The following is a 23938-nucleotide window of genomic DNA, read 5'->3' on the forward strand; positions in this document are numbered from 1 at the left end:
ATAATCACAGATGACACAAAGGGGAAATCACAGTGAATAAAACTCAACTAGTAGAACAAATCGCAGAAAACGCAGACATCTCTAAAGCATCAGCTGGTCGCGCTCTAGACGCATTCATCGAAGCAGTAAGCGGTACGCTTCAGTCTGGTGATCAAGTTGCTCTTGTTGGCTTCGGTACATTCAGTGTTCGTACTCGTGCAGCGCGCACTGGCCGTAACCCAAAAACTGGTGAAGAAATCCAAATCGCAGAAGCTAAAGTACCTTCTTTCAAAGCTGGTAAAGCTCTAAAAGACGCTTGTAACTAATTCTTTGCGTCGATGACGCAGAGCTGGTTCAGCGAACGGCCGTTGCATAATTTTTGTCCAAACAGTCAGATTTGAACAAAAATTTACAAACTAAGAGCCGAACTTTCTTAAATTATGCGCATCCTACTGATGCGCATTTCTTTTTCTGATATTATCGCGACATTACATTTTCTATTAGAAGCAGTCGGCTTCAATTGTGGAGAGCAGTTAAATTATGATGGATCGACTACGCGAAGGCGTGAACAGCATCGCGGTCAAAATTATCCTTGGACTTATCATCCTTTCTTTCGTATTTGCTGGTGTAGGTAGCTACATCGTTGGCGGTAACAACAACGCAGCTGCGAAAGTAGGTAACACCGAGATTGCTCGTGGTGAGTTCGAGATGGCTTACCAAAATGAGCGTAACCGCATGCAAGCTCAATTGGGTGATTACTTCTCTCAAATGCTGGCTGACCCTGCATACGTTGAATCTTTCCGCAAATCTGTTCTAGATCGTATGATCAATGACGTGCTGCTTGACCAACAAGCAGAAGCACTTGGTCTGCGCATTAGCGATGCTCAAGTACGTAGCATGATTCTAGATATGCCTCAGTTCCAATCGAACGGTAAATTCGACCAAGAGATCTACCAAGCATCTCTACGTCGTGCAGGTTTCTCTCCAGATTCTTTTGCTGAGTACATGCGTCGTGAATTGGTTCGTGAGCAACTGTTGAACGCACTACAAACCAGTGAGTTCACTCTACCTGGCGAAGTTCAATCTGAAGGTAAACTGTTCACTCAGACTCGTGACGTTCGCACAATCACTATCGATTTGAATGAGTTTGCTAAGAAGGTAGATCTGACTGACGAAGAAATTCAAGACTACTACAAAGCAAACCCAGAAATGTTCACTCGTCCTGAACAAGTTAAGGTTGCTTACATTGAGCTTTCAGCTGACGAGCTTAAGAAGCAAATCCAAATTTCTGACGAAGACGTTAAGAAATACTACGATGAGCATCTAGACAAATACTCTACAGAAGAGCAGCGTCGCGTAGCGCACATCCTTGTTGAGGGTGATGACGAAGCGAAAGCACAAGCGATTCTTGACGAGCTAAACGGTGGCGCTGACTTCGCTAAACTAGCAGAAGAAAAATCAGACGACTTTGGTAGCGCGGAAAACGGCGGTGACCTGGGTTGGATTGAGCGAGACGTGATGGATCCTGCATTCGAAGAGGCAGCATTCGCACTTAAGAACCCTGGTGATATGACAGGTCTAGTGAAGTCTGACTTCGGCTACCACATCATCAAGCTAGAAGAGCTAAAAGGTGCGGTTGCTAAGCCGTTCTCTGAAGTAGCAGCTGAAATCAAACAAGAAATGGTTGACCAGAAAGCGGTTGATCAATTCTACGAACTGCAAAACGAACTTGAGAAAGTGGCGTTTGAATACCCAGATTCTCTAGACGACGCTTCTAAAGCGGTTGGTCAGAAAGTGAAGACAACGGACTTCATCTCTCAAGTTGATGCGCCTGAGGTTCTTAAGAACCAAGCGGTAATGCAAGCAATCTTGAGCCCAGAAGTGAAAGAAGATGGTCTGAACTCTGAAGCTATCGAAGTGGCGCCAGAGCACATCATCGTTGTTCGTGTTGAAGACGCTCGTGACGAGACGGTTCTTCCTCTTGCTGACGTGAAAGACCAAGTGGTTGCTGAACTGTCTCGCGTTAAAGGTGAGCAAGGTGCAATTGAACTAGGTACTAAAGTTGTGGCGGCTCTTAAAGATGGTAACAAAGACATCCTTGCAGAAAACAGCCTAGCGTTTGGTGAGCAAGAATCTGTTGATCGTCGTTCTCCACTCGCTGCAACAGTATTCGCTATGGCGAAACCTGAAGGTGACAAGCCTGTATACGGTCAATCTAAAGATCTAGAAGGTAACGTTGTAGTTGTAGAGCTTGATGCGGTACACGCGGAGCTAGACAGCGCGCTAGAAGAGCAAGTTGCGATGCAAATGCAACGTGCTTCGTCTCAACAAGATCTTACTTCGGTAATTGCAGTACTGCGCGCAAACACGGACATTGAGTACTTTGTTGTGAGCAACTAAGCATTACTGATGTAATTTGCATGTTAACTAAAACGGGTCGCATTAGCGGCCCGTTTTATTTTTATCTGAAGAAACTTCTATACAAACAGCGCTTTGCCTAAAGTAGTTTTCGTTCTTATACAACTACTAAAGGGAGATTGCTCAAATGAAATGGATGTTAACGCTGTGCTTATTGATACTCGCGCCGATGAGCTGGGCGGAAACAAAGACTAAAGCAGATAAGTATGAAGGTATTGAGATTACGGTTAACGTTAACTCTGCCACTGCAGAAGAGATTGCAACGCTACTTAATGGTATTGGTGAGAAGAAAGCGCAAGATATTGTTGAGTATCGCAACGAGCACGGTCCATTTAAAACAGCTGCGGATCTTACCAAGGTGAAAGGCATCGGTGAGGCGACTGTTAAGAAGAACGAAGACCGCATCCTGCTGTAATCGACGTTCTTGCCATTAAAATAAAAGCAAAGTTTTTGTTTCCTATTACTGCTTTCCCGAACCAAGCCTCTTTGCTGGTTCGGGATTTTTTTGCTCTTCTTTGGGGCTATTTACAGAGTAGTGGTGAACTGGCTTTCAATTCTCTAATCTCTAGCCAAAGATACGACGATGGGTCAGTTTCTCTAACCAAGCCATACTCAAACCACCTATTGCACCAAACAGGTGAGCATCCACCGCCACGCGAGCCCCAATCATCTCCGCTGTGCTTGTTGAAGGGCCGTAGAACTGCTCCCAAGCGACTTTAGCAATCAAACCACCTACCAGCACTAAACTGCTTCTTCTACCGTCGAAAACCTCAGCCAGCGCCCAGAAGCCGAATAAGCCGTGCAGCACACCAGACAGCCCGACGTAGACCGACATACTGGTTAATAAATTCATCGCACCAATGAAGGTACACAAAACGAGAAATACGATGATGAAATTACGCACGGTAGGGCGGAAGATAAATCCGATCACCCATAAACCAGCGAGATTCATCCCGAGGTGAGCAAAGTTGGTATGCGTGAGATTTCCTGTTACGATTCGCCACCATTCGCCGTGGCGTATATTGTAGGCGTGCCATTCGGTTAGGCTTGCCATTGGTTCGAATTGCAGTATTAAACAGATAACGCTGATGATGCTCAGCAATGTATAAAGGTTCACTCTATGTCTCGTTATTGTTCTCAGTGTGGAAAATCGCGCAAAGCTTGTATTTGCCAATGGATTGTGCCGCTAGCAAACGAGGTTGAACTTATCATCCTTCAGCATACGAGTGAAGAACATCGTCCTCTTGGTACGGCACGAATTCTCAATTTGAGTCTAAATCATTGTACTTGTTTGATCGGAGAAGACTTTTCAGATAGCGAGGTCTTGAATGCGTTGCTTGAGGATGACACTTATCAACATTTCATTCTTTACCCTTCAGAACAATCGTTGTGCCTTTCAGACTTGGCGACGCTTGGAGAGGCGGCAGATAAGAAAACACGTTTGATTTTACTCGATGGCACTTGGAAGAAAGCTTACAAAATGTGGCAACTTTCGACCAACTTGCACTCCATTCCAACAGTGAAACTGCCAGAGGATCTGCAAGGTCATTACACCATTCGTAAGGCACCATCGAACAACAGCTTATCTACCGTGGAAGCCGGCTTTCATGCACTGAACCTGATGGAGTCTGGGAAAGATTTCACGCCTTTGTTAACGGCGTTTGAGAAGATGATTGAATTTCAAATCGCCCAGATGCCTCCGGGCGTATTTGAAAAGAACTATCTGAAAAACGAGTAGCGAACCGATAGAGTACTTCTCTAAAGAACTATTGAAGAGAACAACTGTCGATGCAGCTTTTGTGCGTGGCCATCGGTCATCGCCGAGATGTAATCCGCTATCACACGCATTTTCGCGCTCTCGTTAGCCGCATCTTGCCACAATGCTTGAGTATGTGTCGGAAGTAAGCGTTCAGGATCCGCACTTAACGCTTCAAACAAATCCATAATGATCTGTTGTCCTTTGTACTCAACAATCTGAACCTGATGCACTTGAATCACATACTTACTAACGAAATGTTTGAGTACTTCAAGCGCTTTTGCCATCTGTGGTTCTAGACACGCGTTCCAAGCCAACAATGGGTTGCTGAAAGGTTCATCTACGACCTTAATTGAAATACTGGTCAGCAGCGCATTCACCATGCCGCCAATCGCATCTTTACGCTCATGATGTTTACCACTAAACAGCATTTGCCCAATTGAGCCAATGTGCTCTTCAAACCACGCATCGCCGCAATCGGCCAATTGACTGGCTGCGCCTTCTTGCCATTGCTGACGAGTGACCATTCCTAGCACGATGGCATCTTCCAAGTCATGCACGCCATAAGCGATGTCGTCTGCAAGCTCCATAATTGAACAGTCGAGCGATTTGAATCGTGTTTTACAGTGCTCAAAATCCGATTCTGGACGACAGCGCATTTGGCTTAACAAGGCTTTGTCGCTGTCGGTTAATGGTGCAATGACCCAATCGAACAAATCTTTATCACAGTCGTAAATGCCTTTTGCTGGGCTCCAGTCTTTTGCTTTCAATTTGCGCTGGTGCTCGACTGGCTTCGGCAGGCAAACCGCGCGAGTTTGACTAAGCAAGGCTGGGTACTTGATCAGACCGAGTAAGGCTCGGCGTGATAGGTTCATGCCAAAGTGCTCGGTATAGGGTTCTAACTTGGTGACGATGCGGAAGGTTTGGGCATTACCTTCAAAGCCACCATGCTCACGCATCATATAGTTCAGTGCTACTTCACCACCATGGCCATAGGGTGGGTGGCCAATATCGTGCGCCAAACAGAGAGAGTCAATCAAGCTGTCAGACGGTAGAAGGTCTCGAAACTCAGGCTGTTTCTTCTTAAGTTGAGCCACAATGCCCGTACCCAACTGTGCTGCTTCAAGAGAGTGAGTCAATCGGGTACGGTGAAAGTCTTCCAAGCTGTTGCCATGGACTTGAGTTTTTGCCTGCAATCGACGGAAGGCAGCCGAGTGCAGAATACGAGCTCGGTCTCGTTGGTAGGGGCTACGATGATCGTCACGACGGATCTTGTGCTCATCATCATGGCGCTCTTGCCATAAGGTATCTAATTCAAACGACACTTTTCTCTCCATCAATTAGCTGATTTCATCCAGCGATAATTCAAAACTTGGGGCAAAGGTATGAAGGAAGTATTCCATTTCCGGTGTTTTGCGTTCTTGCAGAGTGATGTCGAGACGCTTCTTCGCTAGAGCAAACTCGTGGTTGCCAGCGCTAAGCTCTTCGAGACATTTTAAGTAAGCGCAGATAGAGTCTGCTTGCTTGACGATCAATGCATCTTCTTCGTGCGCAGAGTGCGATAACAAATAGGGCGCAAAATCATCTTGGAATTCTTCTGGAAGCATAGATAACAGCTTTTGTTCAGCTGCCGCTTCTATCTTTTTATATTCTTTAGAAATTTCTGGGTTGTAATACTTTACTGGGGTTGGAAGGTCACCCGTTAAGACTTCACTGGAATCGTGGTACATAGCGAGAATAGCGATGCGTTCAGGGTTTAAGTTACCGCCAAACTTTTTGTTTTTGATTAGGGCGAGGGCATGAGCAACAAACGCGACTTGCAAGCTGTGTTCAGAAACGTTTTCCGGCGATACCGAGCGCATTAAGGGCCAGCGTTGGATGAGCTTCATTCGTGCCAAGTGGGCGAAAAAATGGCTTTCTTTCATTGCTGTCTCCAATTTTGATTCTGATACAAAAAAAGGAGCTCACTAGGAGCTCCTCTAAGCATATGAGAGATCAGCACTAATTACTACTGGCTGTAGGTCGTCAAGAATCGTTCAAAGCGACCAATCGCGGTTTCGAGATCTTCTACGTGGGGTAGAGTTACGATACGGAAGTGATCGGGCTTCGGCCAGTTAAAGCCAGACCCTTGAACCAACAGGACCTTCTCTTGTTTCAAGAAGTCCAACACCATTTGTTGGTCATTTTTGATGTTGTACATCTTGGTATCGATTTTCGGGAATAAGTACATCGCGCCTTTTGGCTTCACACACGAAACCCCAGGGATCTGGTTGATCAGTTCGTAAGCACGATTACGTTGCTCAAGCAGACGGCCACCTGGCAGGATTAGCTCGTTAATGCTTTGGTAGCCACCCAATGCGGTTTGGATTGCGTGTTGCATTGGCACGTTGGCACACAGGCGCATGGAAGACAGCAGCTCAAGACCGTTGATGTAGCCCTGTGCTAGGTGTTTAGGGCCAGTTAGGAACATCCAGCCACCACGGAAGCCACAAACACGGTAAGCTTTCGACAGGCCGTTGAAGGTCATCACCAATACGTCGTCGGTTAGTGTGGCAACTGATGTGTGTGTTGCACCGTCGTAAAGCACTTTGTCGTAGATTTCATCGGCGAAGATCATCAGTTTGTGCTGACGTGCAATCTCAATCACTTCCAACAGGAAATCGCGGCTGTACACAGCACCCGTTGGGTTGTTCGGGTTGATCAGAACAATACCGCGTGTTTTTGGCGTGATTTTCTTTTTGATGTCTTCTAGGTCTGGATACCAGTCTGCGCCTTCGTCACATAGGTAATGAACAGGCTTACCGCCAGACAACGCAACAGATGCAGTCCACAAGGGGTAATCTGGTGCTGGGATCAGCATTTCGTCACCGTTATTCAGAAGCGCTTGCATTGCCATCACGATTAGCTCTGAAACGCCGTTACCTACGTAGACATCTTCAACATCGAGCGAACGAATGCCCTTGCGCTGGTAATGCTGCACGACAGCTTTACGCGCAGAGTAGATACCTTTGGAATCACAATAACCTTGAGAAGTCGGTAGATTGCGGATGACATCTACTAGAATCTCATCAGGGGCGTCAAAGCCAAATGGGGCGGGGTTGCCAATATTTAGCTTTAGGATTTTATGCCCCTCTTCCTCCATGCGTTTAGCATGTTTGAGTACAGGCCCCCTAATGTCGTAGCAGACATTATCGAGTTTCGACGACATCTCGATATTTTGCATTGTATAATTCCTAAAAAATCATTTATTTCTTTATTAAAATACAATAATTTGCTTTTTATTAGAATATAAATCCGAAAATTATCCGTCTTGTGGTCGAGTTTTGTTTATACTTCCTTTCAGAGTCAAATAAAAAATACTGTACGATCTTGATTTGCTTTGGGTCTAAACTTAGAGTAGCCGTCAGTTTCCTTAATCCTCACAAATTTCGAGGTTGATTTGTCACAGTTCCATCAAGCCGTAAAGAGAATTATCGAGCGAGTTCAGCAAACGGAAGGCAATCAAACACGTTTAGTCGAGCCACTCAGCGAGAAACCCAATTTCGCGTTTATCGACTGGCTTGAAGCACAACCACTTTTTCCCAAGTTTTACTGGCAGTCCCGTGATACTCGTGAAGAAGTTGTTGCCCTAGGTCAGCTCCATTCTTTTGTTGAGCCCGGCCCGGCTTATACGATCCTTGGCGAAGGCCAGCGCGTATGGGGTGGTCGTTCTTTCGATGGTCAGCACGAAAAGAATCGTCGCTGCATGCAGTCTTTCTTTTTTCTACCGCAAATCGAGCTAATTCGATTTGATCAGCAATGGTCGCTCGCGGTGAATATCTCAGAAGATAAAACACGTACATTAGCAGGCTTGAACAAGTTGATATGTGACGTGCCCAATCTTGCGCCAATTTCATCTCATATTCGCTCAATTGACCATGCGCCAACACAGCCTGAATGGAACGCGTTGGTCGAAAAGGTGCTCACAGGCATCGACAACGATGAGTTTAAGAAAGTGGTTCTGGCTCGCAAATCGACAGTTACGCTAGATTCAATACTTTCTGCTGCGCAGCTTCTTAAAGCGAGCTACCTAAATAACCATCACAGCTTTCACTTTTTATTGAGTTTAGACAGTAAGCACAGCTTTATGGGCTCGACGCCAGAGCGACTTTACTCGCGAGTGGCGCATGAGCTGCACACGGAAGCGTTGGCTGGCACGATCGGCCGCGGTGACAATCCGACGCAAGACATGGAGCTGGCGAACTGGTTGTCGCAAGATTCTAAGAGCCTCAACGAAAACCAATATGTGGTGGATGACATCATTGATCGACTAACACCGCATTCGGAGCGTGTTGAGGTAGAAAAAGAGCCTCGATTGGTTCGTCTGAGAAAGGTCCAACATCTTAAGCGTAGTATTAATGCGGATCTGAAAGCGGGCATCAACGGTGTTCAATTGCTTTCAGCTCTACAGCCAACCGCCGCCGTGGCCGGTTTACCGCGCAAAGCGTCGATGCAATTTATATTGGATAACGAGCCGTTTGCACGCGGCTGGTATGCAGGCTCGATGGGATACATTAGCCATGAGCGTGCAGAGTTTTGCGTCGCAATAAGAAGTGCGTTGGTTTTGAGTGACCAAGTACAACTGTTTGCTGGCGCGGGTATTGTTCCAGGCTCCATTGCAGAACACGAATGGGCCGAGTTAGATAAAAAAATGTCGACGTTACTTTCTCTTATTTCAGACCACCCGCCGCTTGGGGTTGCATCATGAGTGCCGATCAAGCTGTTTTAAATCGCATTTGGTCTGAAACCATCCTGACAGAATTGAACCGCTTTGGTGTGAATCACGTTTGTATTGCACCCGGTTCTCGCTCCACACCTTTAACGGTCGAGGCGGCAGATAACCCAAATTTTACCATTCACACCCATTTTGATGAGCGTGGCTTGGGCTTTATGGCTCTGGGACTTGCTAAAGCAAGTAAAGAACCAGTGGCGCTGATTGTTACATCGGGTACAGCGGTGGCGAACTTGTTGCCTGCGATTGCAGAAGCAAAACTGACGGGTGAAAAGCTGGTGGTGCTAACTGCAGACCGTCCGGTTGAACTGGTGGGTTGCGGTGCAAACCAAGCTATTAATCAATTGGGTATTTTTTCAGAACATGTTTCTGACAGTCTTAACCTGCCGAGTCCTACGCTATCAACCCCGTTGAATTGGTTGCTTACTTCTGTTGATGAGATGATGTTTACGCAACGCCTAAGAGGCAGTGCGGTACACATAAACTGTGCGTTTCCAGAGCCTTTGTACTCTGACACAGACAAGAGCACCTATCAGGGTTACCTTGATACCGTTGCCGGTTGGAGAGACAGCAAAGTCACGTACTGCCAACGTTTCAATCCAAAAACCAGCAGTGCAATACCAAGCTGTGGTGACAACAAAGGCTTGGTGGTCATTGGCAGCTTGCCTTTGATTCAAGCGCAAGCGGCACGAACATTTGCTGAGCAGATGGGATGGCCAGTACTGGCTGACCCACAAAGTGGTGTGAGCTCAGATTGGGCACATTTCGATTTATGGCTGCAAAATCCAAGAATGGCGAGTCAGCTTGATGACTGTGATTTGATTGTTCAGTTTGGCAGCCGAATCATTTCTAAACGTTTTAACCATTGGCTAGAGAAGCATGTATCACGCAACCAGCAGGGTGGTGATACACAATATTGGTTTGTCTCTCCTCGGTTAGACCGTGACAACCAGAGCCATTTACCTCAATGGCACTGGGCTGAGCAACCTAGCGCTTGGGTAGAACGCACGTCGGGTTTCTCATCAGAACACGCTGGCTGGGCAGATGAGTTGGCAGCGGACATCAAGCAGGTCACGCAGCATGCTAAAGGGTTGTTTATTTCGGATCCTAAGAGTGAGTTAAGTGAAATTTCATTGGCGATTGATGTTGCCGAGCGCGCTCAAGGTGTGGATCTGTTTGTCGGCAATAGTTTGTTTGTTCGTTTAATCGACATGTTCGGTAAGCTTGATAACACAGAGGTTTTCACTAACCGTGGAGCGTCTGGCATTGATGGCCTGTTTGCCACTGCAAGTGGTGTACAACGCGCGCGGAATAATCCGATGTTGATGTTTATTGGCGACACTTCTGCGTTATATGGCTTGAACTCGTTGGCACTGTTTACGCACAGTGAGCTCCCTTCGGTCTTGGTGATCGCCAATAATGATGGCGGTGCGATTTTTGATTTGTTGCCAGTGCCGCAGGAACATCGTGAGTCGTTCTACCAAATGCCTCATGGTTACGAGTTTGAGCACGCTGTGAAACAGTTCGGTTTGCAGTATCGGAAGCCAAGCTCGTTAGCGGAATACCAATCCTTGGTTTCCGAACATTTTGCTTCAGGGCAGGGCGCATTGGTGGTCGAAGTGCAAACGCCATCGAACCAAGTTGTCGAGCATTTAAAATCCTTCGATAAGAATTTGCATGCTCTATTCTGAGCGCTTCCCAGCAACGGAAAAGCACCAAGGTGGCATTTTGCCTACTCTGGTGTTTTTACATGGTTTGCTTGGCAGTGGCGAGGATTGGCAACAGTGCTTGAGCGCTTTACCTCAGTATGACCGAGTAACGATTGACTTACCCGGTCATGGACACAGCCAATCTATTTTTTGCAGCGATCTGAATGATTGCTGCAAATTACTCAATTCCGCACTATCTTTACTATTTCCTTCGCAACAACCGCTTATCCTGATTGGTTACTCAATGGGTGGACGCATTACTATGCATGGCCTTGCTCACCAATGTTTTCCAGATCCCAATATTTGTGGTGCCATTGTTGAAGGAGGAAACTTTGGGCTTCAAAGCGAGTCAGACAGACAGGCACGATTCGATAACGATTCACGCTGGGCTAAGCGTTTCAAAACTGAGCCTCTTGCCTGTGTTTTGAACGATTGGTACCAACAGTTGGTCTTTTCTTCACTAAACCATGAGCAAAGACAAACATTGGTGGCGAAACGAAGTGCTAATCTTGGTTCAGCGGTGGCGAATATGTTGATTGCGACATCATTGGCGAAGCAATCTTATCTGTTGCCAGCATTGCAGCAACAATCAGTTCCGCTTTATTACCTCTGTGGCGAAAAAGACAAAAAATTTAGTCAACTGGCTGAGAAAAGCGGGTTGGCGTATCGACAAATTGAGGGGGCTGGACATAACGTCCATCAAGAGCAACCACAACGATTTGCGATGCAAGTTGATCAAATAATTCATTCTCACTTTGAGTGAGAGCAACGAGAACAATGGGAATCACCATGGCTAAAACAGTAGGCATTTCTGAAGAAGAACTTTACGCTCCAGTTCAATGGAAAGATTGCGGCGACAAATACGAGGATATCCACTACCACAAATCTGAAGATGGTATCGCGAAAATCACCATTGCACGCCCTCAAGTACGTAACGCGTTCCGTCCTCAAACGGTAAAAGAGATGATTGATGCGTTGGCAGATGCACGCTACGACTCTGGTGTTGGTGTGATCATTCTGACAGGTCTCGGTGAAGACGCATTCTGTTCTGGCGGTGACCAGAAGATCCGCGGCGACTACGGCGGCTATAAAGACGACCGAGGTACGCACCACCTAAACGTATTGGACTTCCAACGTGATATTCGCACTTGTCCAAAACCAGTGATCGCATCAGTAGCAGGTTGGGCTGTGGGCGGTGGTCACGTACTGCACATGATGTGCGACCTAACGATTGCAGCTGACAACGCTCAATTTGGTCAAACAGGCCCTAAAGTGGGTTCATTTGACGGCGGTTGGGGCGCATCTTACATGGCTCGTATCGTGGGCCAAAAGAAAGCTCGCGAAATCTGGTTCCTATGTCGTTTCTACAACGCTCAAGAAGCAGTCGACATGGGCCTAGTAAACACAGTTGTACCATTAGCGGATCTAGAGAAAGAAACTGTTCGTTGGTGTCGTGAAGTTCTGCAACACAGCCCAATGGCACTGCGTTGCTTGAAAGCTGCATTGAACGCGGACTGTGATGGTCAAGCGGGTCTGCAAGAACTTGCGGGTAACGCGACTATGATGTTCTACATGACAGATGAAGGCCAAGAAGGTCGTAACGCATTCAACGAGAAACGTCGCCCAGACTTCGACAAGTTCCCTCGTAACCCATAATCCGTATAGAAGAGGAGCCTTTGTGCTCCTCTGTTTCGTTTTTCGTCCTGAGCGTCTCGCCCTCTGGGAGACTAGCGAGTTCTCTCGTTAAAAAAGCTCAGAATATACGGCATTACATAGGATTCGAATTATGCGTAAAGCGAAGATTTACCGTTACTGTCTACCAATGGACAGTGGCGTAATACTACGTGATAACAAGTTGACGGAACGTAAAGGTTATATCCTTGAATTAACGGACGGTGACAAGGTTGGTCGCGGTGAAGTTGCCCCTTTGGTTGGCTTCAGCTTAGAAGGCACTGAGGAAGCGGGCATTCAGCTGCAAGCGCAAGTAGAGCGCTGGGTGGCAAACTTGCCTTTAGATTACAACCACATGTACCCATCGGTTGCATTTGGTCTGTCTATGGCCCAGTTGGAGCTTGAAGGCGGTTTACCTGCACAAGGTAAGTACCAAGTTGCCCCACTGTGTAACGGTGACCCAGATGACTTAATCCCTGAGCTGAACGAAATGGAAGGCGAAAAAGTCGCGAAAGTAAAAGTGGGTTTGTATGAACCTATTCGTGACGGCATGTTGGTGAACTTGTTCCTTGAGTCGATTCCACAGCTGACGCTTCGTCTTGATGCTAACCGTGCTTGGACGCCAGAAAAAGCGCAGCAGTTTGCTAAGTACATTGCACCATCACTACGCCAGCGTATTACCTTCTTGGAAGAGCCATGCCGCTCTCCGGGTGATAGCCTGTCTTTTGCAATCAATACAGGTATTGCAATCGCGTGGGATGAAACACTGCAAGATGCGGTTCGCCGTGAAGATTTCAGCTTAGAAGATCTCACTGGCGTAAAAAACATCATCATCAAGCCAACGCTGATCGGCTCAGTTGATTTCTGTATTAAGCTGATTGAAAAGGCGAAGACGTTAGGTATTAAAGCCGTAATCAGTTCAAGCATTGAATCAAGCCTTGGCCTGAACCAGCTTGCTCGATTAGCGCAATGGCAACTACCTAATGAGATCCCAGGTTTGGATACCATTGGTTTGTTTAAAGCGCAGCTAGAGCAGGGTTGGCCGAAGTGTGAACTTCCAGTTCTTCCGCTATCTGAGCAGGAGTTAGTGTGGCATTCAGCATAGATACTATTGCGATTGCACCATGGAAATATTGGGCTCAAGTGAGCCCTTTTTCTGTTGCGCTTGAGACAATCAAAGAGCAAGTTAACTGGCAGCAATTGACTGCTCGTGTTGACTTGTATTCTCGCTACCTCCAACAACAGGGTGTGGCGAGTGGAGATGTGGTGACATTAGTCGGTAAGAACCGGGTTGAAACCTTGTGGTTTTATCTTGCCGCTCAGCAGATAGGCGCAAGTGCTGCGTTGACCATGCCGCAGCCTTTTGAGGCTCTCTCAGGTAAGTTAACAACGCTATATAAGCCAACTCAACAACGTTTCGTGTGGTTTGCTGACGGTGTTGCCAGTGGCTACTCAGAACAGCAGTTATCGCAACTAGGTATCATCCAGCTTTCGACTCTGGATAGAGAATCGCAAAGTGACCAAAGTGACGTTGACACTTCAAACGAAGTCTACGCACACGATGCTTTAGCGTCTATTGTGTTTACCTCTGGCTCGACGGGCACTCCTAAAGCCGTGGTGCATACTCATCGTCAGCACCTGGCTTCTGCTCGAGGTCTGTTAAGTGAATTCCAATTCAACCATCAAGATATTTGGCTGCTTTCCTTGCCGCTTTACCACGTTTCAGGCTTGGCGATTGTCTATCGCTGGCTATTTGCTGGTGCAACACTCAAAGTGGGAAACGGAAATCTTGCTGATGATATTGTTGGTGTCTCTCACGCTTCTTTAGTCGCGACCCAGCTTAAGCGTTTACTGGATGATGAAGTCAAATTTTCTCTCACGCACGTCTTACTCGGCGGCAGTCATGTTGCCCATGAGTTGGCACTGCGAGCAACACAGCAGGGCATTGAAACTTGGCTAGGCTATGGCATGACAGAAGCGGCCTCTACCGTAACGGTAAAGCAAATCGATAGCGTCAGTAACGCGGGCCACCTATTGCAAAATCGCGATATTAAGCTGGTGGAACAGCGTATTTATATCGGTGGGCAAACGCTAGCAGCAGGCTATTTCAAGCAAGGGTCTGTGACTTCACTCTTGAATGAAGATGGTTGGTTCGACAGTAAGGATCTCGGAGAGTGGCAAGGCGATGAACTTAAGGTCATTGGTCGAGCAGATAACCAATTTATCTCTGGCGGTGAGAATATTCACTGTGAAGAAATTGAAGCGGTACTGAACCAAATCGAGAGTATTTCACAAAGCATTGTTGTGCCAGTAGAGGATGTTGAGTTTGGACACCGACCAGTGGCTGTGATTCAAACAGAGTTGTTACTGGACAAAGCTCAATACGAACAACATCTGCAAACTAAGCTAGAAAAATTCAAATGGCCAGTGGCGTATTACGCAATGCCTCAAACTCTGTTGAATGAGGGAATCAAAATTTCGCGCAAAGCGGTGAAAGACTGGTTAAAAAATGAAGTGCAAAACGGTGACTAAGCGTTATTGCACTTCAGGGGGATGTGGTGATGGTGAGTCACCACAATTCTTTAGTTAGCGAGCGCGAGTTTCATCTGCTCAGCTACCTTGTCTACTTTTCCTAGACCGATGATCACTTGTAAGCCGCCTTTACCAATCATGACTACACCAGCAGCACCCAATTGTTTGAGCTTAGCTTCGTCAGCTAGGGATGAATCTTTTACAGTCAAACGAAGTCGAGTAATACAGTTGTCCACTTCTAGGATGTTGTCTGCACCGCCAATTGCGGCGATGTAATCTTTTGCAAGTTCGCCAATATTCTCGGTGACTTCCTTTTCCATGTCTTCACCACGACCCGGTGTACGCAGGTTGAACTTGATGATCGCGAAGCGGAACACGCTGTAGTAAATCGCAAAGAAGACTAAACCTTGTGGGATCAGCATGTACCATTTGGTCGCCAGTGGGTTTTGGCTTGACAGTACGAAGTCAACAAAACCTGCTGAGAAACCAAAGCCCGCCATCCACTGCATGCTTGCTGCAATGTACATTGAGATACCAGTCAGAACCGCGTGAATTAGGTACAGTACTGGCGCTAGGAACATAAAGCTGAACTCTAGAGGCTCTGTAATACCAGTGAAGAAGGACGCCATTGCCGCAGCTAGCATGATAGAGAACACTTTGTTTTTGTTTTGCTTATCAGCACAGTGATAAATCGCAAGAGCAGCGCCTGGCAGACCAAACATCATGATTGGGAAGAAACCTGCTTGGTACATACCTGTTTGGCCAACTACAGCTGTCCCGTTAGCAATAGACTGTGCGCCGCCTAAGAAGTTTGGAATGTCGTTGATACCAACCACATCAAACCAGAAGACGGGATAAAGCGCGTGGTGCATGCCGATTGTTAGCATTAGACGGTTAAAGAAGCCAAATAAACCGGCGCCAACCGCACCCATGGATTCAAGTTTGGTTCCGAAAATAATTAATGCATCGTAAATCACAGGCCATACGTAAAGCAGAACAAAAGCCAACACCATACCTGCGATAGAGGTGAGAATAGGTACTAGGCGTTTGCCACTAAAGAACGCCAGCGCTTTTGGTAGTTCGACACCTGAGTAACGGTTGTAGATTTCAGCGGAGATAATACCCACCAAAATACCGATAAACTGGTTGTTGATTTTGTTGAACGCATCAGGCACTTCGTCAGCACTAATATCCATTAGCTGTGTGACGGCACCCGGTGCGAGTAGCGTCGTCAGTACCATAAAGCAAATGAAGCCAGACAGTGCTGCTGAGCCGTTTTTATCTTTGCTCAATCCGAAAGCGACACCAACGGCGAACAGTACCGCCATGTTGTCGATGATGGCTCCGCCTGATTTAATGAGGAATGCCGCTAAGACACTTTCAGATCCCCAGCCGACCGGATCTATCCAGTAGCCAATCCCCATTAAGATTGCCGCAGCGGGTAAGGTCGCTACGGGTACCATTAATGCCTTACCGACTTTTTGCATGTAGCCGAGTATATTCATATTTGCCCCTATAATTTTAATGCCACCTAAAACATGATCTATGTTTGAAAGTGACGTTTTTATTTAGTTTCTAAGGGCTATTTGAAGCTTAATTATCGACGCAAACAAACGAATTCACTACTATCATAAATTAATATTTTTAATGCATGGTCGATCATGGCAAACCAACAGTTACTGCTTCGAAACCTTCATACCTTTAGCATCGCAGCGAAGCATCTTAGCTTTACGCAGGCAGCAAAAGAGCTGCACTTAACTCAAGGCGCCGTGAGCCATCGCATCAAAGTGTTAGAACAGGAGCTTGGTTTCTCTCTGTTTGTTCGAGGCACTCGCAAACTCGAACTGACATCAGAAGGGCATCGATTTCAAAAAACGTTATCTACGTCACTCAGTACCATTTTTAATGAGATTGAAGAGATTAAGTCGACGGACTTGGTGGGGGAATTAAACATTGCTGCGTCACCTGGGTTTTTGAATGGGTGGCTGATGCCTCGTATTGCGGATTTCCAACGTCATTTCCCGGGGTTTAACCTCAACCTTTTCGCCCAAGAAAACCAACTCGATTTGGTGACCAATCAGATTGATGTGGCCATTTTTTACGATACGGATCATTTGGTTGATGTGTATCGCCAGCGACTATTTGGCGAAAAGTACATTCCGGTCTGTACGCCTCAGTACATGAAGGAACTGAATATTCTGGAAGATGGTATGAAGTCACTCCGACGGATTAACTTTATTCATGCTCTCGGTTCGGATGTATGGCAGCGATGGGTGACTTATATGGAGCTGGATATCGATATTTTCCAGCACTTTTACAGTGTGAGTCATCGTGATATGGCAGTGCTAGCAGCAAGGAATCACGTCGGGGTCGCGATGGGGCGTTATCGATTCATCAAAGACTTTTTAGATAAAGGTGAACTGGTCAGCCCTTATCCGATGATGGATACCCAGCTGGGGTATGACTTAGTTTGCCCTTCAGGCTACGAGCATCGACCTAAAGTGAAAACCTTTATATCTTGGATAGAAAGCCAACTTAGTTGATTTCGCAATGAATTAGTCGAAAAGGGAATTTCGTATCCTTATAACTCTGAATCATAATCATGCTCAAAGATTAAGGAATAAAGCATAAGGTTCAGGATGATAAAATTAGCGTTAGCGGCAGCGGTGTTATTGCAAATCGGCGTCGCTGTCAGCACTGAGGGCTTAACGCGCTCGTTGGCTGAGTTAACCGCTTTTCTGGTTGCGATTGCTTCAGTGTTGGTACACAAAAGTCAAAGCGCACAAAAAGCGGAATCAACTCAGCCAGATAAAATCAATCAAGGTTTAGCTGAAAAGTAGCCAGCCAAGCGAGGTTGTTGAAATCAGAACCCATAGCGTTACACCAAACATTAGCGGTTTTGCGCCTGCTGACTTCAGTTTCGATACTGAAATACTACAACCAATCAAGAACAGACACACCACAAGGGCTTGCTTAGCAATGGCAAAAATGCCTTGGTACACCACTTCAAATTGTGGGAAGAAGTCGCTGAATGCAATCGCAGCGCAGTACCAGAAAATGAAGTAAGGAATGACTAACTTACTTTTACCTTCCTCTCCGTTTCCACGAGAAAAGATCACGGCACTGATCAGCGCGACAGGAATGATCCACAGTGCGCGAGCAAGCTTCAATGTTGTTGCCGTGGTTAGTGCTTCTTCACCGTATGCAGATGCTGCGCCCACAACGGAAGACGTATCGTGAATCGCAATCGCAGCCCAGGTTCCGAACGTATGCTGATCCAAGCCGATCGCGTGACCAATAACAGGGAAAATGAACAGCGCCAGAGAGTTGAGTACAAAAACGGTCGCTAGAGCTAAACCAATTTGTTCATCTTTGGCTTTGATCGCAGGCGCGACAGCAGCAATTGCGCTACCGCCACAAATTGCGGTACCAGAAGCGATTAAGTAGGCTGTGGTACGCTCTAGCTTAATCATTTTGGCAATCATCATGCCAATCACCAGTGTACCGAGAATGGTTGCGATAATAAGACCTATGCCATCAGAGGTGACGGCGAGAGCCTGCTCAAAGTGAATACCGAAGCCTAAACCAATGATCGAATAGGAAAGCAGCTTCTTAGTAAAAGAGGCAATAGGAAGTTCAGTCGGTACTAGGCTAAAACTCGCCAGTAGAAAACCGATCACAAGCGCAATAGGAGAGGACACAAAAGGGGTCAAACAAAACAGCAGTGCCAATCCAAAGGGGATATTCTTTGTATTCAAGGGTGTCGTTCGTTGTTATGAGTTAAAGCGTGAAGTATACAGTAACGCTTTGGGTCAGAAAGTCTTAATGAATTGAACATATGTTCAGTAAAACTAAACACATGTTCAACATTCCAAAATTATCTTGTGGTGAATCTAGCGCCAGTCGCCGCGAAGCGCTTGCACCTTTTCAAACATAGCTTGTGCACTGGCTTGCTTAGGATCAACAGGCGTGCCTGCTTCGATTTCTAACTTAGACCAGAAACGCGTTGGTAGCCCTTTGCACGCGCGGCCTTTTGCACGGCTGAAATAGCTGCCCCACAAGCCTTTTAGCGCCATTGGAATGACGGGGACTGGACTGCGACGAAGTATAATATCGATACCGCGCATGAACTCGTTCATCTCACCATCAGAGGTTAGCCGCCCTTCAGGGAAGATACACACAATATGACCTTCACTCAGTGCTTTCTCGACATCATTGAATGCACGGCGGATAGACGTTCGGTTACTTGCAGAAATAGGGATCACTCCAGCTCGACGAAGGAAACCTCGTAGAGGAGGAAGATTTGCGTAGTCTTCTTCCATCACAAATCGAATCAGGCGAGGGCAAACTGCACTTAATAGCAGTGAGTCCATGTAGCTGACATGGTTACAGGCGATCAACGCCCCGCCGTGTCCTGGAAGGTGATGTAAGTTCTTATGCTTTACTCGGTATATGGTGTGAGTAACTACCCACATCGCAAAGCGCACGACAAAGATAGGGATCTGCAGGAAGATGTATGCAGCGACCAAAAAATTCAGGATTGCCAGAAGCGCGAACAGTTGAGGAATGCTCATCTCAAGCACGCTCAGGCAAACAATGCCCAATACAGCGCTGCCGACCATGAACAGAGAGTTAAAGATGTTCAAGCCAGCAATCACTTGTGCTCGTTCTGTCTCTTTCGCTCGGTGTTGCATCAGGGCATAAAGTGGGACGATAAACAAACCACCCGAAATACCGATCATCAGTAGGTAGAAGAATAGAGGCCAGAAAGCGTCATAGCTAACGAACTCTGCGAAAGTGTGGAATCGAGGTAAGTCCGTTGGAATCGATGTTGCCATCAAGAAACCGAAAATGGTGATCCCCAAAGCACCGAACGGTACGATACCCACTTCGATGCGGTGATTCGACAGCCAGTTACACGCCATAGAGCCGACAGCAATACCCACTGAGAAAAGTGCTAAAAGAAAAGAAACCGCGCTTTCGGTGCCGTTCAAGTAGACCTTAGTGAAGTTAGGGAACTGAGTCAGATAAGCCGCACCTAAGAACCAGAACCAGCTGATTGCCATGATGCATTGAAAGACAATTCGATCAGACTTCGCGATGGAAAGCGTCAGTTTGGTTTGCTTGTAAGGTTGCCACTTGAATTGAATATCTGGTGCGCCTGCTGAAGCAAAAGGGATAAAGCGGCTGGAGAGGTAGCCTAGCACTGCAAAAATGACAACGCAGAATGCCGCGAGATATTTGGCATTGTCTGCGGATGCGATAAGACCTGCGCCCAGCGTACCGACCAAAATCGCGATAAACGTACCCGCTTCGACTAAGGCGTTACCTGGGACTAGTTCTTTCTCGTTGAGCTGCTGAGGAAGCAGTGCGTATTTGACCGGCCCAAAGAATGCGGATTGCGTGCCCATCAAGAAAAGCAGCAAGAGCAGCATGCCGTAGCTTTCAGTGATGAAACCAATCGCGCCCAGTAGCATGATGCCGATTTCAAACAGCTTAACCTTTCGAATAAACCAAGACTTCTCGTATTTATCAGCTAGCACCCCTGCGGATGCGGAAAATAAGAAGAAAGGCAGTATAAATAAGCCTGCCGCTAAGTTAATAAACAGGTTGCTAGAGATCGGTAGTGCACTAGAGCCAGCAAAGGCCACAAACAGCAGCAGTACGTTTTTGAATATGTTGTCGTTGAAAGCTCCGAAAAACTGGGTGACAAAATAGGGGAGGAACTTTCGCTGCCTAAGCAAAGATGACTGGCTGTCTGATGACATGAATAATCCTTTATTACCAGCTGATCAGATAGTTTGAAATCAGGTTATCAATAAGCTCTTTACCATCAACTGGTTCACTAGAGAAAAACTTATCATCAACGCTAAGAAGCGTGATTCCATGTACACCCGACCACAAGACGCGACTCGCTTGAAGTACTTCAGATTCAGTACGGTGCGGCGCAATTTGCGCAAGCAGAGATTCCAACATGCCAGTCATGCCGTCGATGCGTTTTGCATGCCACTCTGGAAGCTCCGCACCATTCATGTTGTGCTCAAAGACCAGTTGCCAGCGATGAGGATGTTTTTGTGCGAAGTCGTGGTAACAGTAGGCCAGTTCAAAAAGTGCCTGATGAGTATCCTTACTATTTTTTGTCGCGGCTACGGCTTCTTGTTGCAACTCATCCAGAGTTTGGGCCACGGCATGTAAAAGCAGCAGGTTGTAGTTACCAAAGATATTAACGAGCGTGCTTGGTACGTAACCAATCATGTTCGCAATCTTACGAAGACTAAGCTCGTGGTAAGAATTCTCGTCTAAAAAGTCTTTGACTGTGGAAAGCGTCAAGTTGACTAGCTCTTCTCTGGTGTGATCGTTTCTGCGCGCCATAATTTAAAACTACTTATTGAACATCGTTCAATATGATAGTCAGCTACTGATTGAGCGTCAATAACGCAAACAAGTCATAAACCTATGGGTTGGCAATATTCTGATACATGTCTTCTATTATGGAATGTTTCATTGTTGTATCTGACGGAGTATGATGGTCATATCTCATATTTAGCGTGCTACTGATATTGGATGCTTGTTCATCTTGTTATCTGGCAGCATGATTAAGTACTTATCGTCAATTTTAAGGATAACGATGAAACGTTTATTTTCGATTGTCGCCCTACTGATCTTTACCGTTGCTGTAACGCCTATCGCGGAAGCGAAGAAGTTTGGTGGTGGTAAGTCATTCGGTAAGAGCTATAAAACGGCTCCTGCTCCTAAACAGCAGCAACAAAACACAAACACCATTGGTAAAGAACAAGGTGCTAAATCTTCAAGCAAGAAAGGCTTGATGGGCGGCTTACTTGGTGGTCTTCTTGCTGGTGGTCTATTGGCAGCATTCTTTGGTGGTGCGTTCGAAGGTATCCAGTTTATGGATATCCTGATCATTGGTTTGATTGCGTTTGTTATCTTCAAACTGATGCGCGGCATGCTTGGTGCTAAGCAGGGTAGTATGAATCAGCATCGTCAGCAGCCAGCATTTGGTGGCAACGCTTCTAAGTTCGAGCAACCAAACATGCAGAACTTTGAGCAACAACCAAACACAAACGCAGGTGGTTTTGGCGGTTTCGGTGCACAAACTGACACCCCGCATAACTACCCACCGGGTTTTGACCAAGCTGCATTCATTAATGGCTCTCGTGAGCACTACCGAATCCTGCAAGGCGCGTGGAACCACAACCAACTTCATACGATTGAAGAGTACGTTTCACCAAGCCTATTCGAAGATTTGAAAGCAGAACGTGCGAAGTTAGATGGCGAGCAACATACTGATGTGATGTACGTAGATGCGGAAATTGTTCGTGCTGACTACGATGCGAACAAAGCACAGCTTAGCCTGCAATTTAGCGGTCGTTACCGTGATGCAGAAGAAGGTATCGAAGAAGACATCGAAGATATCTGGCACTTAGAACGTGATCTAACGGTACCAAACGCACCTTGGTTGATTGTTGGTATTCAAGGTTAATCACCAACAGCGTTCAATTTAGTCTTAGTAAAATCCCGTTTTTGAGCGGGATTTTTTATGTCTGTAGATCAGAGAATCGAAACCTATCGATATAATTTCGAGTGGTTAAAGTCGAGCGAATAGGGTTCTTAAAAGGGAAACGAGGAGTCACACAGTAGGGAATAGTGAAGATAGAGCGAATGGGGTGAACAGTTGCTTGATTTCATTGACCTAAACCAACCAACTAACACTTTGATTCTCTCTCAAGTCGAGGCAGTTCAAAGAGCTTAGGAGCTTTACTACTTAATGAAAAGGCATTGTAAGTCGCGCCTTGAATTAGGCTAGATTTAGCCAGATAGTGAGGTAAGAAGTCATTGAAAAATGATAGGTATAGAACGAAAAAAGCCAGCTCAATGAGCTGGCTTCTTCAATATGGTGGAGGGGGACGGATTCGAACCATCGAAGGCAGTGCCGGCAGATTTACAGTCTGCTCCCTTTGGCCACTCGGGAACCCCTCCAGGGTGTTTTATACTTGAAAATTAGTTTCCCAACCTAGTTTCCAAGTTGTTCTTATGTTCAAAGGAAAAACACAAGAAAGAATATGGTGGAGGGGGACGGATTCGAACCATCGAAGGCAGTGCCGGCAGATTTACAGTCTGCTCCCTTTGGCCACTCGGGAACCCCTCCAGGGTATTTTTATACTTAGATGTTAGTTTCCCAATCTAGCTTCCAAGTTGTTCTTATGTTCAAAGGAAAAACATAAGAAAGAATATGGTGGAGGGGGACGGATTCGAACCATCGAAGGCAGTGCCGGCAGATTTACAGTCTGCTCCCTTTGGCCACTCGGGAACCCCTCCAGGGTATTTTTATACTTAGATGTTAGTTTCCCAACCTAGCTTCCAAGTTGTTCTTATGTTCAAAGGAAAAACATAAGAAAGAATATGGTGGAGGGGGACGGATTCGAACCATCGAAGGCAGTGCCGGCAGATTTACAGTCTGCTCCCTTTGGCCACTCGGGAACCCCTCCGGGGTAATTTTCATACTACAAAGAGTATACTTAAAAGTTAGTTTCCCAACCTAGCTTTCAAGTTGTTCTCATGTTCAAAGGATAAACACAAGAAAGAATATGGTGGAGGGGGACGGATTCGAACCATCGAAGGCAGTGCCGGCAGATTTACAGTCTGCTCCCTTTGGCCACTCGGGAACCCCTCCAGAGTAATTTTCATACTACAAAGAGTATACTTAAAAGTCAGTTTCCCAACCTAGCTTCCAAGTTGTTCTTATGTTCAAAGGAAAAACATAAGAAAGAATATGGTGGAGGGGGACGGATTCGAACCATCGAAGGCAGTGCCGGCAGATTTACAGTCTGCTCCCTTTGGCCACTCGGGAACCCCTCCAGGGTATTTTTATACTTAAGGTTTGTTTTCCCAACACATCTCTCAAGTGCGGAGCGCATCATAGCAAACTCGCTCCGGCTGTAAAGCGTTTTTCTTACGTTTTTACGTTGAATGCTGCCTTTTTGGGCAAAGATGGCAGAAAGTCAGCGTTTTGTATGTCGTTTATACAAAAGAGAAACTGACTTTTTACTTGAATTTACACTACTTGACGTTAGGCGTCGTATC

General features: G+C 46.3%; 21 protein-coding genes and 6 tRNA genes. 13 read left to right on the plus strand and 14 right to left on the minus strand.

The window, feature by feature from the left end; translation table 11 throughout:
- Window positions 1-32 precede the first annotated feature (32 nt).
- From A8140_RS04920 to A8140_RS04930, 3 genes are all read left to right on the plus strand, one after another.
- Complete coding sequence (locus A8140_RS04920) at window positions 33-305, plus strand: HU family DNA-binding protein (protein ID WP_005430934.1); 273 nt, start codon at window positions 33-35, stop codon at window positions 303-305.
- 214 nt (window positions 306-519) lie between these two features.
- On the plus strand, window positions 520-2379 hold the full coding sequence (gene ppiD, locus A8140_RS04925; protein ID WP_005529910.1) for a peptidylprolyl isomerase: 1860 nt from the start codon (window positions 520-522) through the stop codon (window positions 2377-2379).
- A 145-nt stretch (window positions 2380-2524) separates the two neighbouring features.
- On the plus strand, window positions 2525-2812 hold the full coding sequence (locus A8140_RS04930; RefSeq protein WP_005425566.1) for a ComEA family DNA-binding protein: 288 nt from the start codon (window positions 2525-2527) through the stop codon (window positions 2810-2812).
- 150 nt (window positions 2813-2962) lie between these two features.
- Here the strand turns inward: A8140_RS04930 and rrtA are convergent, their stop codons facing one another.
- Window positions 2963-3514: a rhombosortase gene (rrtA, locus tag A8140_RS04935; RefSeq protein WP_005529909.1), complete on the minus strand. Its 552-nt coding sequence runs from the start codon at window positions 3512-3514 to the stop codon at window positions 2963-2965.
- A 3-nt stretch (window positions 3515-3517) separates the two neighbouring features.
- Here rrtA and A8140_RS04940 point away from each other — a divergent pair, with 3 nt between their 5' ends.
- Window positions 3518-4135 (plus strand): tRNA-uridine aminocarboxypropyltransferase, encoded by a 618-nt coding sequence (locus A8140_RS04940; RefSeq protein WP_005529908.1) that lies wholly within the window; start codon window positions 3518-3520, stop codon window positions 4133-4135.
- Between the two features lie 20 nt (window positions 4136-4155).
- Here the strand turns inward: A8140_RS04940 and A8140_RS04945 are convergent, their stop codons facing one another.
- The 3 genes from A8140_RS04945 to A8140_RS04955 all read right to left on the minus strand — a co-directional run bounded on the left by A8140_RS04945 (window position 4156) and on the right by A8140_RS04955 (window position 7376).
- Complete coding sequence (locus A8140_RS04945) at window positions 4156-5490, minus strand: anti-phage deoxyguanosine triphosphatase (protein WP_032999978.1); 1335 nt, start codon at window positions 5488-5490, stop codon at window positions 4156-4158.
- 3 nt (window positions 5491-5493) lie between these two features.
- Entirely contained in the window at window positions 5494-6078 is a 585-nt protein-coding gene (gene yfbR, locus A8140_RS04950) for a 5'-deoxynucleotidase (RefSeq protein WP_005425568.1), read from the minus strand.
- An 83-nt stretch (window positions 6079-6161) separates the two neighbouring features.
- On the minus strand, window positions 6162-7376 hold the full coding sequence (locus A8140_RS04955) for a pyridoxal phosphate-dependent aminotransferase (RefSeq protein WP_005529906.1): 1215 nt from the start codon (window positions 7374-7376) through the stop codon (window positions 6162-6164).
- A 216-nt stretch (window positions 7377-7592) separates the two neighbouring features.
- Between A8140_RS04955 and A8140_RS04960 the strand changes: the two genes are divergently transcribed.
- The 6 genes from A8140_RS04960 to menE all read left to right on the plus strand — a co-directional run bounded on the left by A8140_RS04960 (window position 7593) and on the right by menE (window position 14836).
- Window positions 7593-8900: an isochorismate synthase gene (locus tag A8140_RS04960; RefSeq protein ID WP_005529905.1), complete on the plus strand. Its 1308-nt coding sequence runs from the start codon at window positions 7593-7595 to the stop codon at window positions 8898-8900.
- The gene (menD, locus tag A8140_RS04965) at window positions 8897-10615 is read left to right on the plus strand and encodes a 2-succinyl-5-enolpyruvyl-6-hydroxy-3-cyclohexene-1-carboxylic-acid synthase (RefSeq protein WP_005529904.1); all 1719 of its coding nucleotides are present in this window, start codon (window positions 8897-8899) and stop codon (window positions 10613-10615) included. The genes A8140_RS04960 and menD overlap by 4 nt, the downstream gene beginning before the upstream one ends.
- Window positions 10602-11396: a 2-succinyl-6-hydroxy-2,4-cyclohexadiene-1-carboxylate synthase gene (menH, locus tag A8140_RS04970; RefSeq protein ID WP_005529903.1), complete on the plus strand. Its 795-nt coding sequence runs from the start codon at window positions 10602-10604 to the stop codon at window positions 11394-11396. Before menD ends, menH begins: the two co-directional genes overlap by 14 nt.
- Window positions 11397-11422: 26 nt before the next feature.
- Window positions 11423-12289, plus strand: coding sequence for a 1,4-dihydroxy-2-naphthoyl-CoA synthase (gene menB / locus A8140_RS04975; protein ID WP_005529901.1), 867 nt, complete (start codon window positions 11423-11425; stop codon window positions 12287-12289).
- Window positions 12290-12419: 130 nt separating this feature from the next.
- Window positions 12420-13409 (plus strand): o-succinylbenzoate synthase, encoded by a 990-nt coding sequence (menC, locus tag A8140_RS04980; RefSeq protein WP_005529900.1) that lies wholly within the window; start codon window positions 12420-12422, stop codon window positions 13407-13409.
- Complete coding sequence (gene menE / locus A8140_RS04985) at window positions 13394-14836, plus strand: o-succinylbenzoate--CoA ligase (RefSeq protein WP_005529898.1); 1443 nt, start codon at window positions 13394-13396, stop codon at window positions 14834-14836. The genes menC and menE overlap by 16 nt, the downstream gene beginning before the upstream one ends.
- A 50-nt stretch (window positions 14837-14886) precedes the next feature.
- On the opposite strand, the gene nagE is transcribed toward menE, so the two are convergent.
- The gene (gene nagE, locus A8140_RS04990) at window positions 14887-16341 is read right to left on the minus strand and encodes an N-acetylglucosamine-specific PTS transporter subunit IIBC (protein ID WP_005529896.1); all 1455 of its coding nucleotides are present in this window, start codon (window positions 16339-16341) and stop codon (window positions 14887-14889) included.
- Window positions 16342-16497: 156 nt separating this feature from the next.
- On the opposite strand from nagE, the gene A8140_RS04995 reads away from it, so the two are divergent.
- Together A8140_RS04995 and A8140_RS05000 are read left to right on the plus strand one after the other, a co-directional pair.
- Window positions 16498-17379, plus strand: coding sequence for a LysR substrate-binding domain-containing protein (locus A8140_RS04995; protein WP_005529893.1), 882 nt, complete (start codon window positions 16498-16500; stop codon window positions 17377-17379).
- A gap of 96 nt (window positions 17380-17475) precedes the next feature.
- Complete coding sequence (locus A8140_RS05000) at window positions 17476-17676, plus strand: hypothetical protein (protein ID WP_005529891.1); 201 nt, start codon at window positions 17476-17478, stop codon at window positions 17674-17676.
- On the opposite strand, the gene A8140_RS05005 is transcribed toward A8140_RS05000, so the two are convergent.
- The 3 genes from A8140_RS05005 to A8140_RS05015 all read right to left on the minus strand — a co-directional run bounded on the left by A8140_RS05005 (window position 17662) and on the right by A8140_RS05015 (window position 21208).
- Complete coding sequence (locus tag A8140_RS05005) at window positions 17662-18567, minus strand: YeiH family protein (RefSeq protein ID WP_005529889.1); 906 nt, start codon at window positions 18565-18567, stop codon at window positions 17662-17664. The two genes, A8140_RS05000 and A8140_RS05005, sit on opposite strands and share 15 nt — an antisense overlap.
- A gap of 162 nt (window positions 18568-18729) precedes the next feature.
- Window positions 18730-20604, minus strand: coding sequence for an MFS transporter (locus A8140_RS05010; RefSeq protein ID WP_005529887.1), 1875 nt, complete (start codon window positions 20602-20604; stop codon window positions 18730-18732).
- A gap of 13 nt (window positions 20605-20617) precedes the next feature.
- Window positions 20618-21208, minus strand: coding sequence for a TetR/AcrR family transcriptional regulator (locus A8140_RS05015; protein ID WP_005529884.1), 591 nt, complete (start codon window positions 21206-21208; stop codon window positions 20618-20620).
- Between the two features lie 256 nt (window positions 21209-21464).
- Between A8140_RS05015 and A8140_RS05020 the strand changes: the two genes are divergently transcribed.
- Entirely contained in the window at window positions 21465-22337 is an 873-nt protein-coding gene (locus tag A8140_RS05020) for a Tim44 domain-containing protein (RefSeq protein ID WP_005529882.1), read from the plus strand.
- A gap of 412 nt (window positions 22338-22749) precedes the next feature.
- On the opposite strand, the gene A8140_RS05025 is transcribed toward A8140_RS05020, so the two are convergent.
- The 6 genes from A8140_RS05025 to A8140_RS05050 form a co-directional block, all read right to left on the minus strand.
- Window positions 22750-22834 (minus strand) — tRNA-Tyr (locus tag A8140_RS05025).
- 84 nt (window positions 22835-22918) lie between these two features.
- Window positions 22919-23003: transfer RNA gene (locus A8140_RS05030), tRNA-Tyr, on the minus strand.
- Window positions 23004-23088: 85 nt separating this feature from the next.
- A tRNA-Tyr gene (locus tag A8140_RS05035) sits at window positions 23089-23173 on the minus strand.
- 85 nt (window positions 23174-23258) lie between these two features.
- Window positions 23259-23343, minus strand: a tRNA-Tyr gene (locus tag A8140_RS05040).
- Window positions 23344-23443: 100 nt separating this feature from the next.
- Window positions 23444-23528, minus strand: a tRNA-Tyr gene (locus A8140_RS05045).
- Between the two features lie 100 nt (window positions 23529-23628).
- Window positions 23629-23713: transfer RNA gene (locus A8140_RS05050), tRNA-Tyr, on the minus strand.
- Window positions 23714-23938: the final 225 nt, after the last annotated feature.

The organism is Vibrio campbellii CAIM 519 = NBRC 15631 = ATCC 25920 (genome assembly GCF_002163755.1).
Lineage (GTDB): Bacteria > Pseudomonadota > Gammaproteobacteria > Enterobacterales > Vibrionaceae > Vibrio > Vibrio campbellii.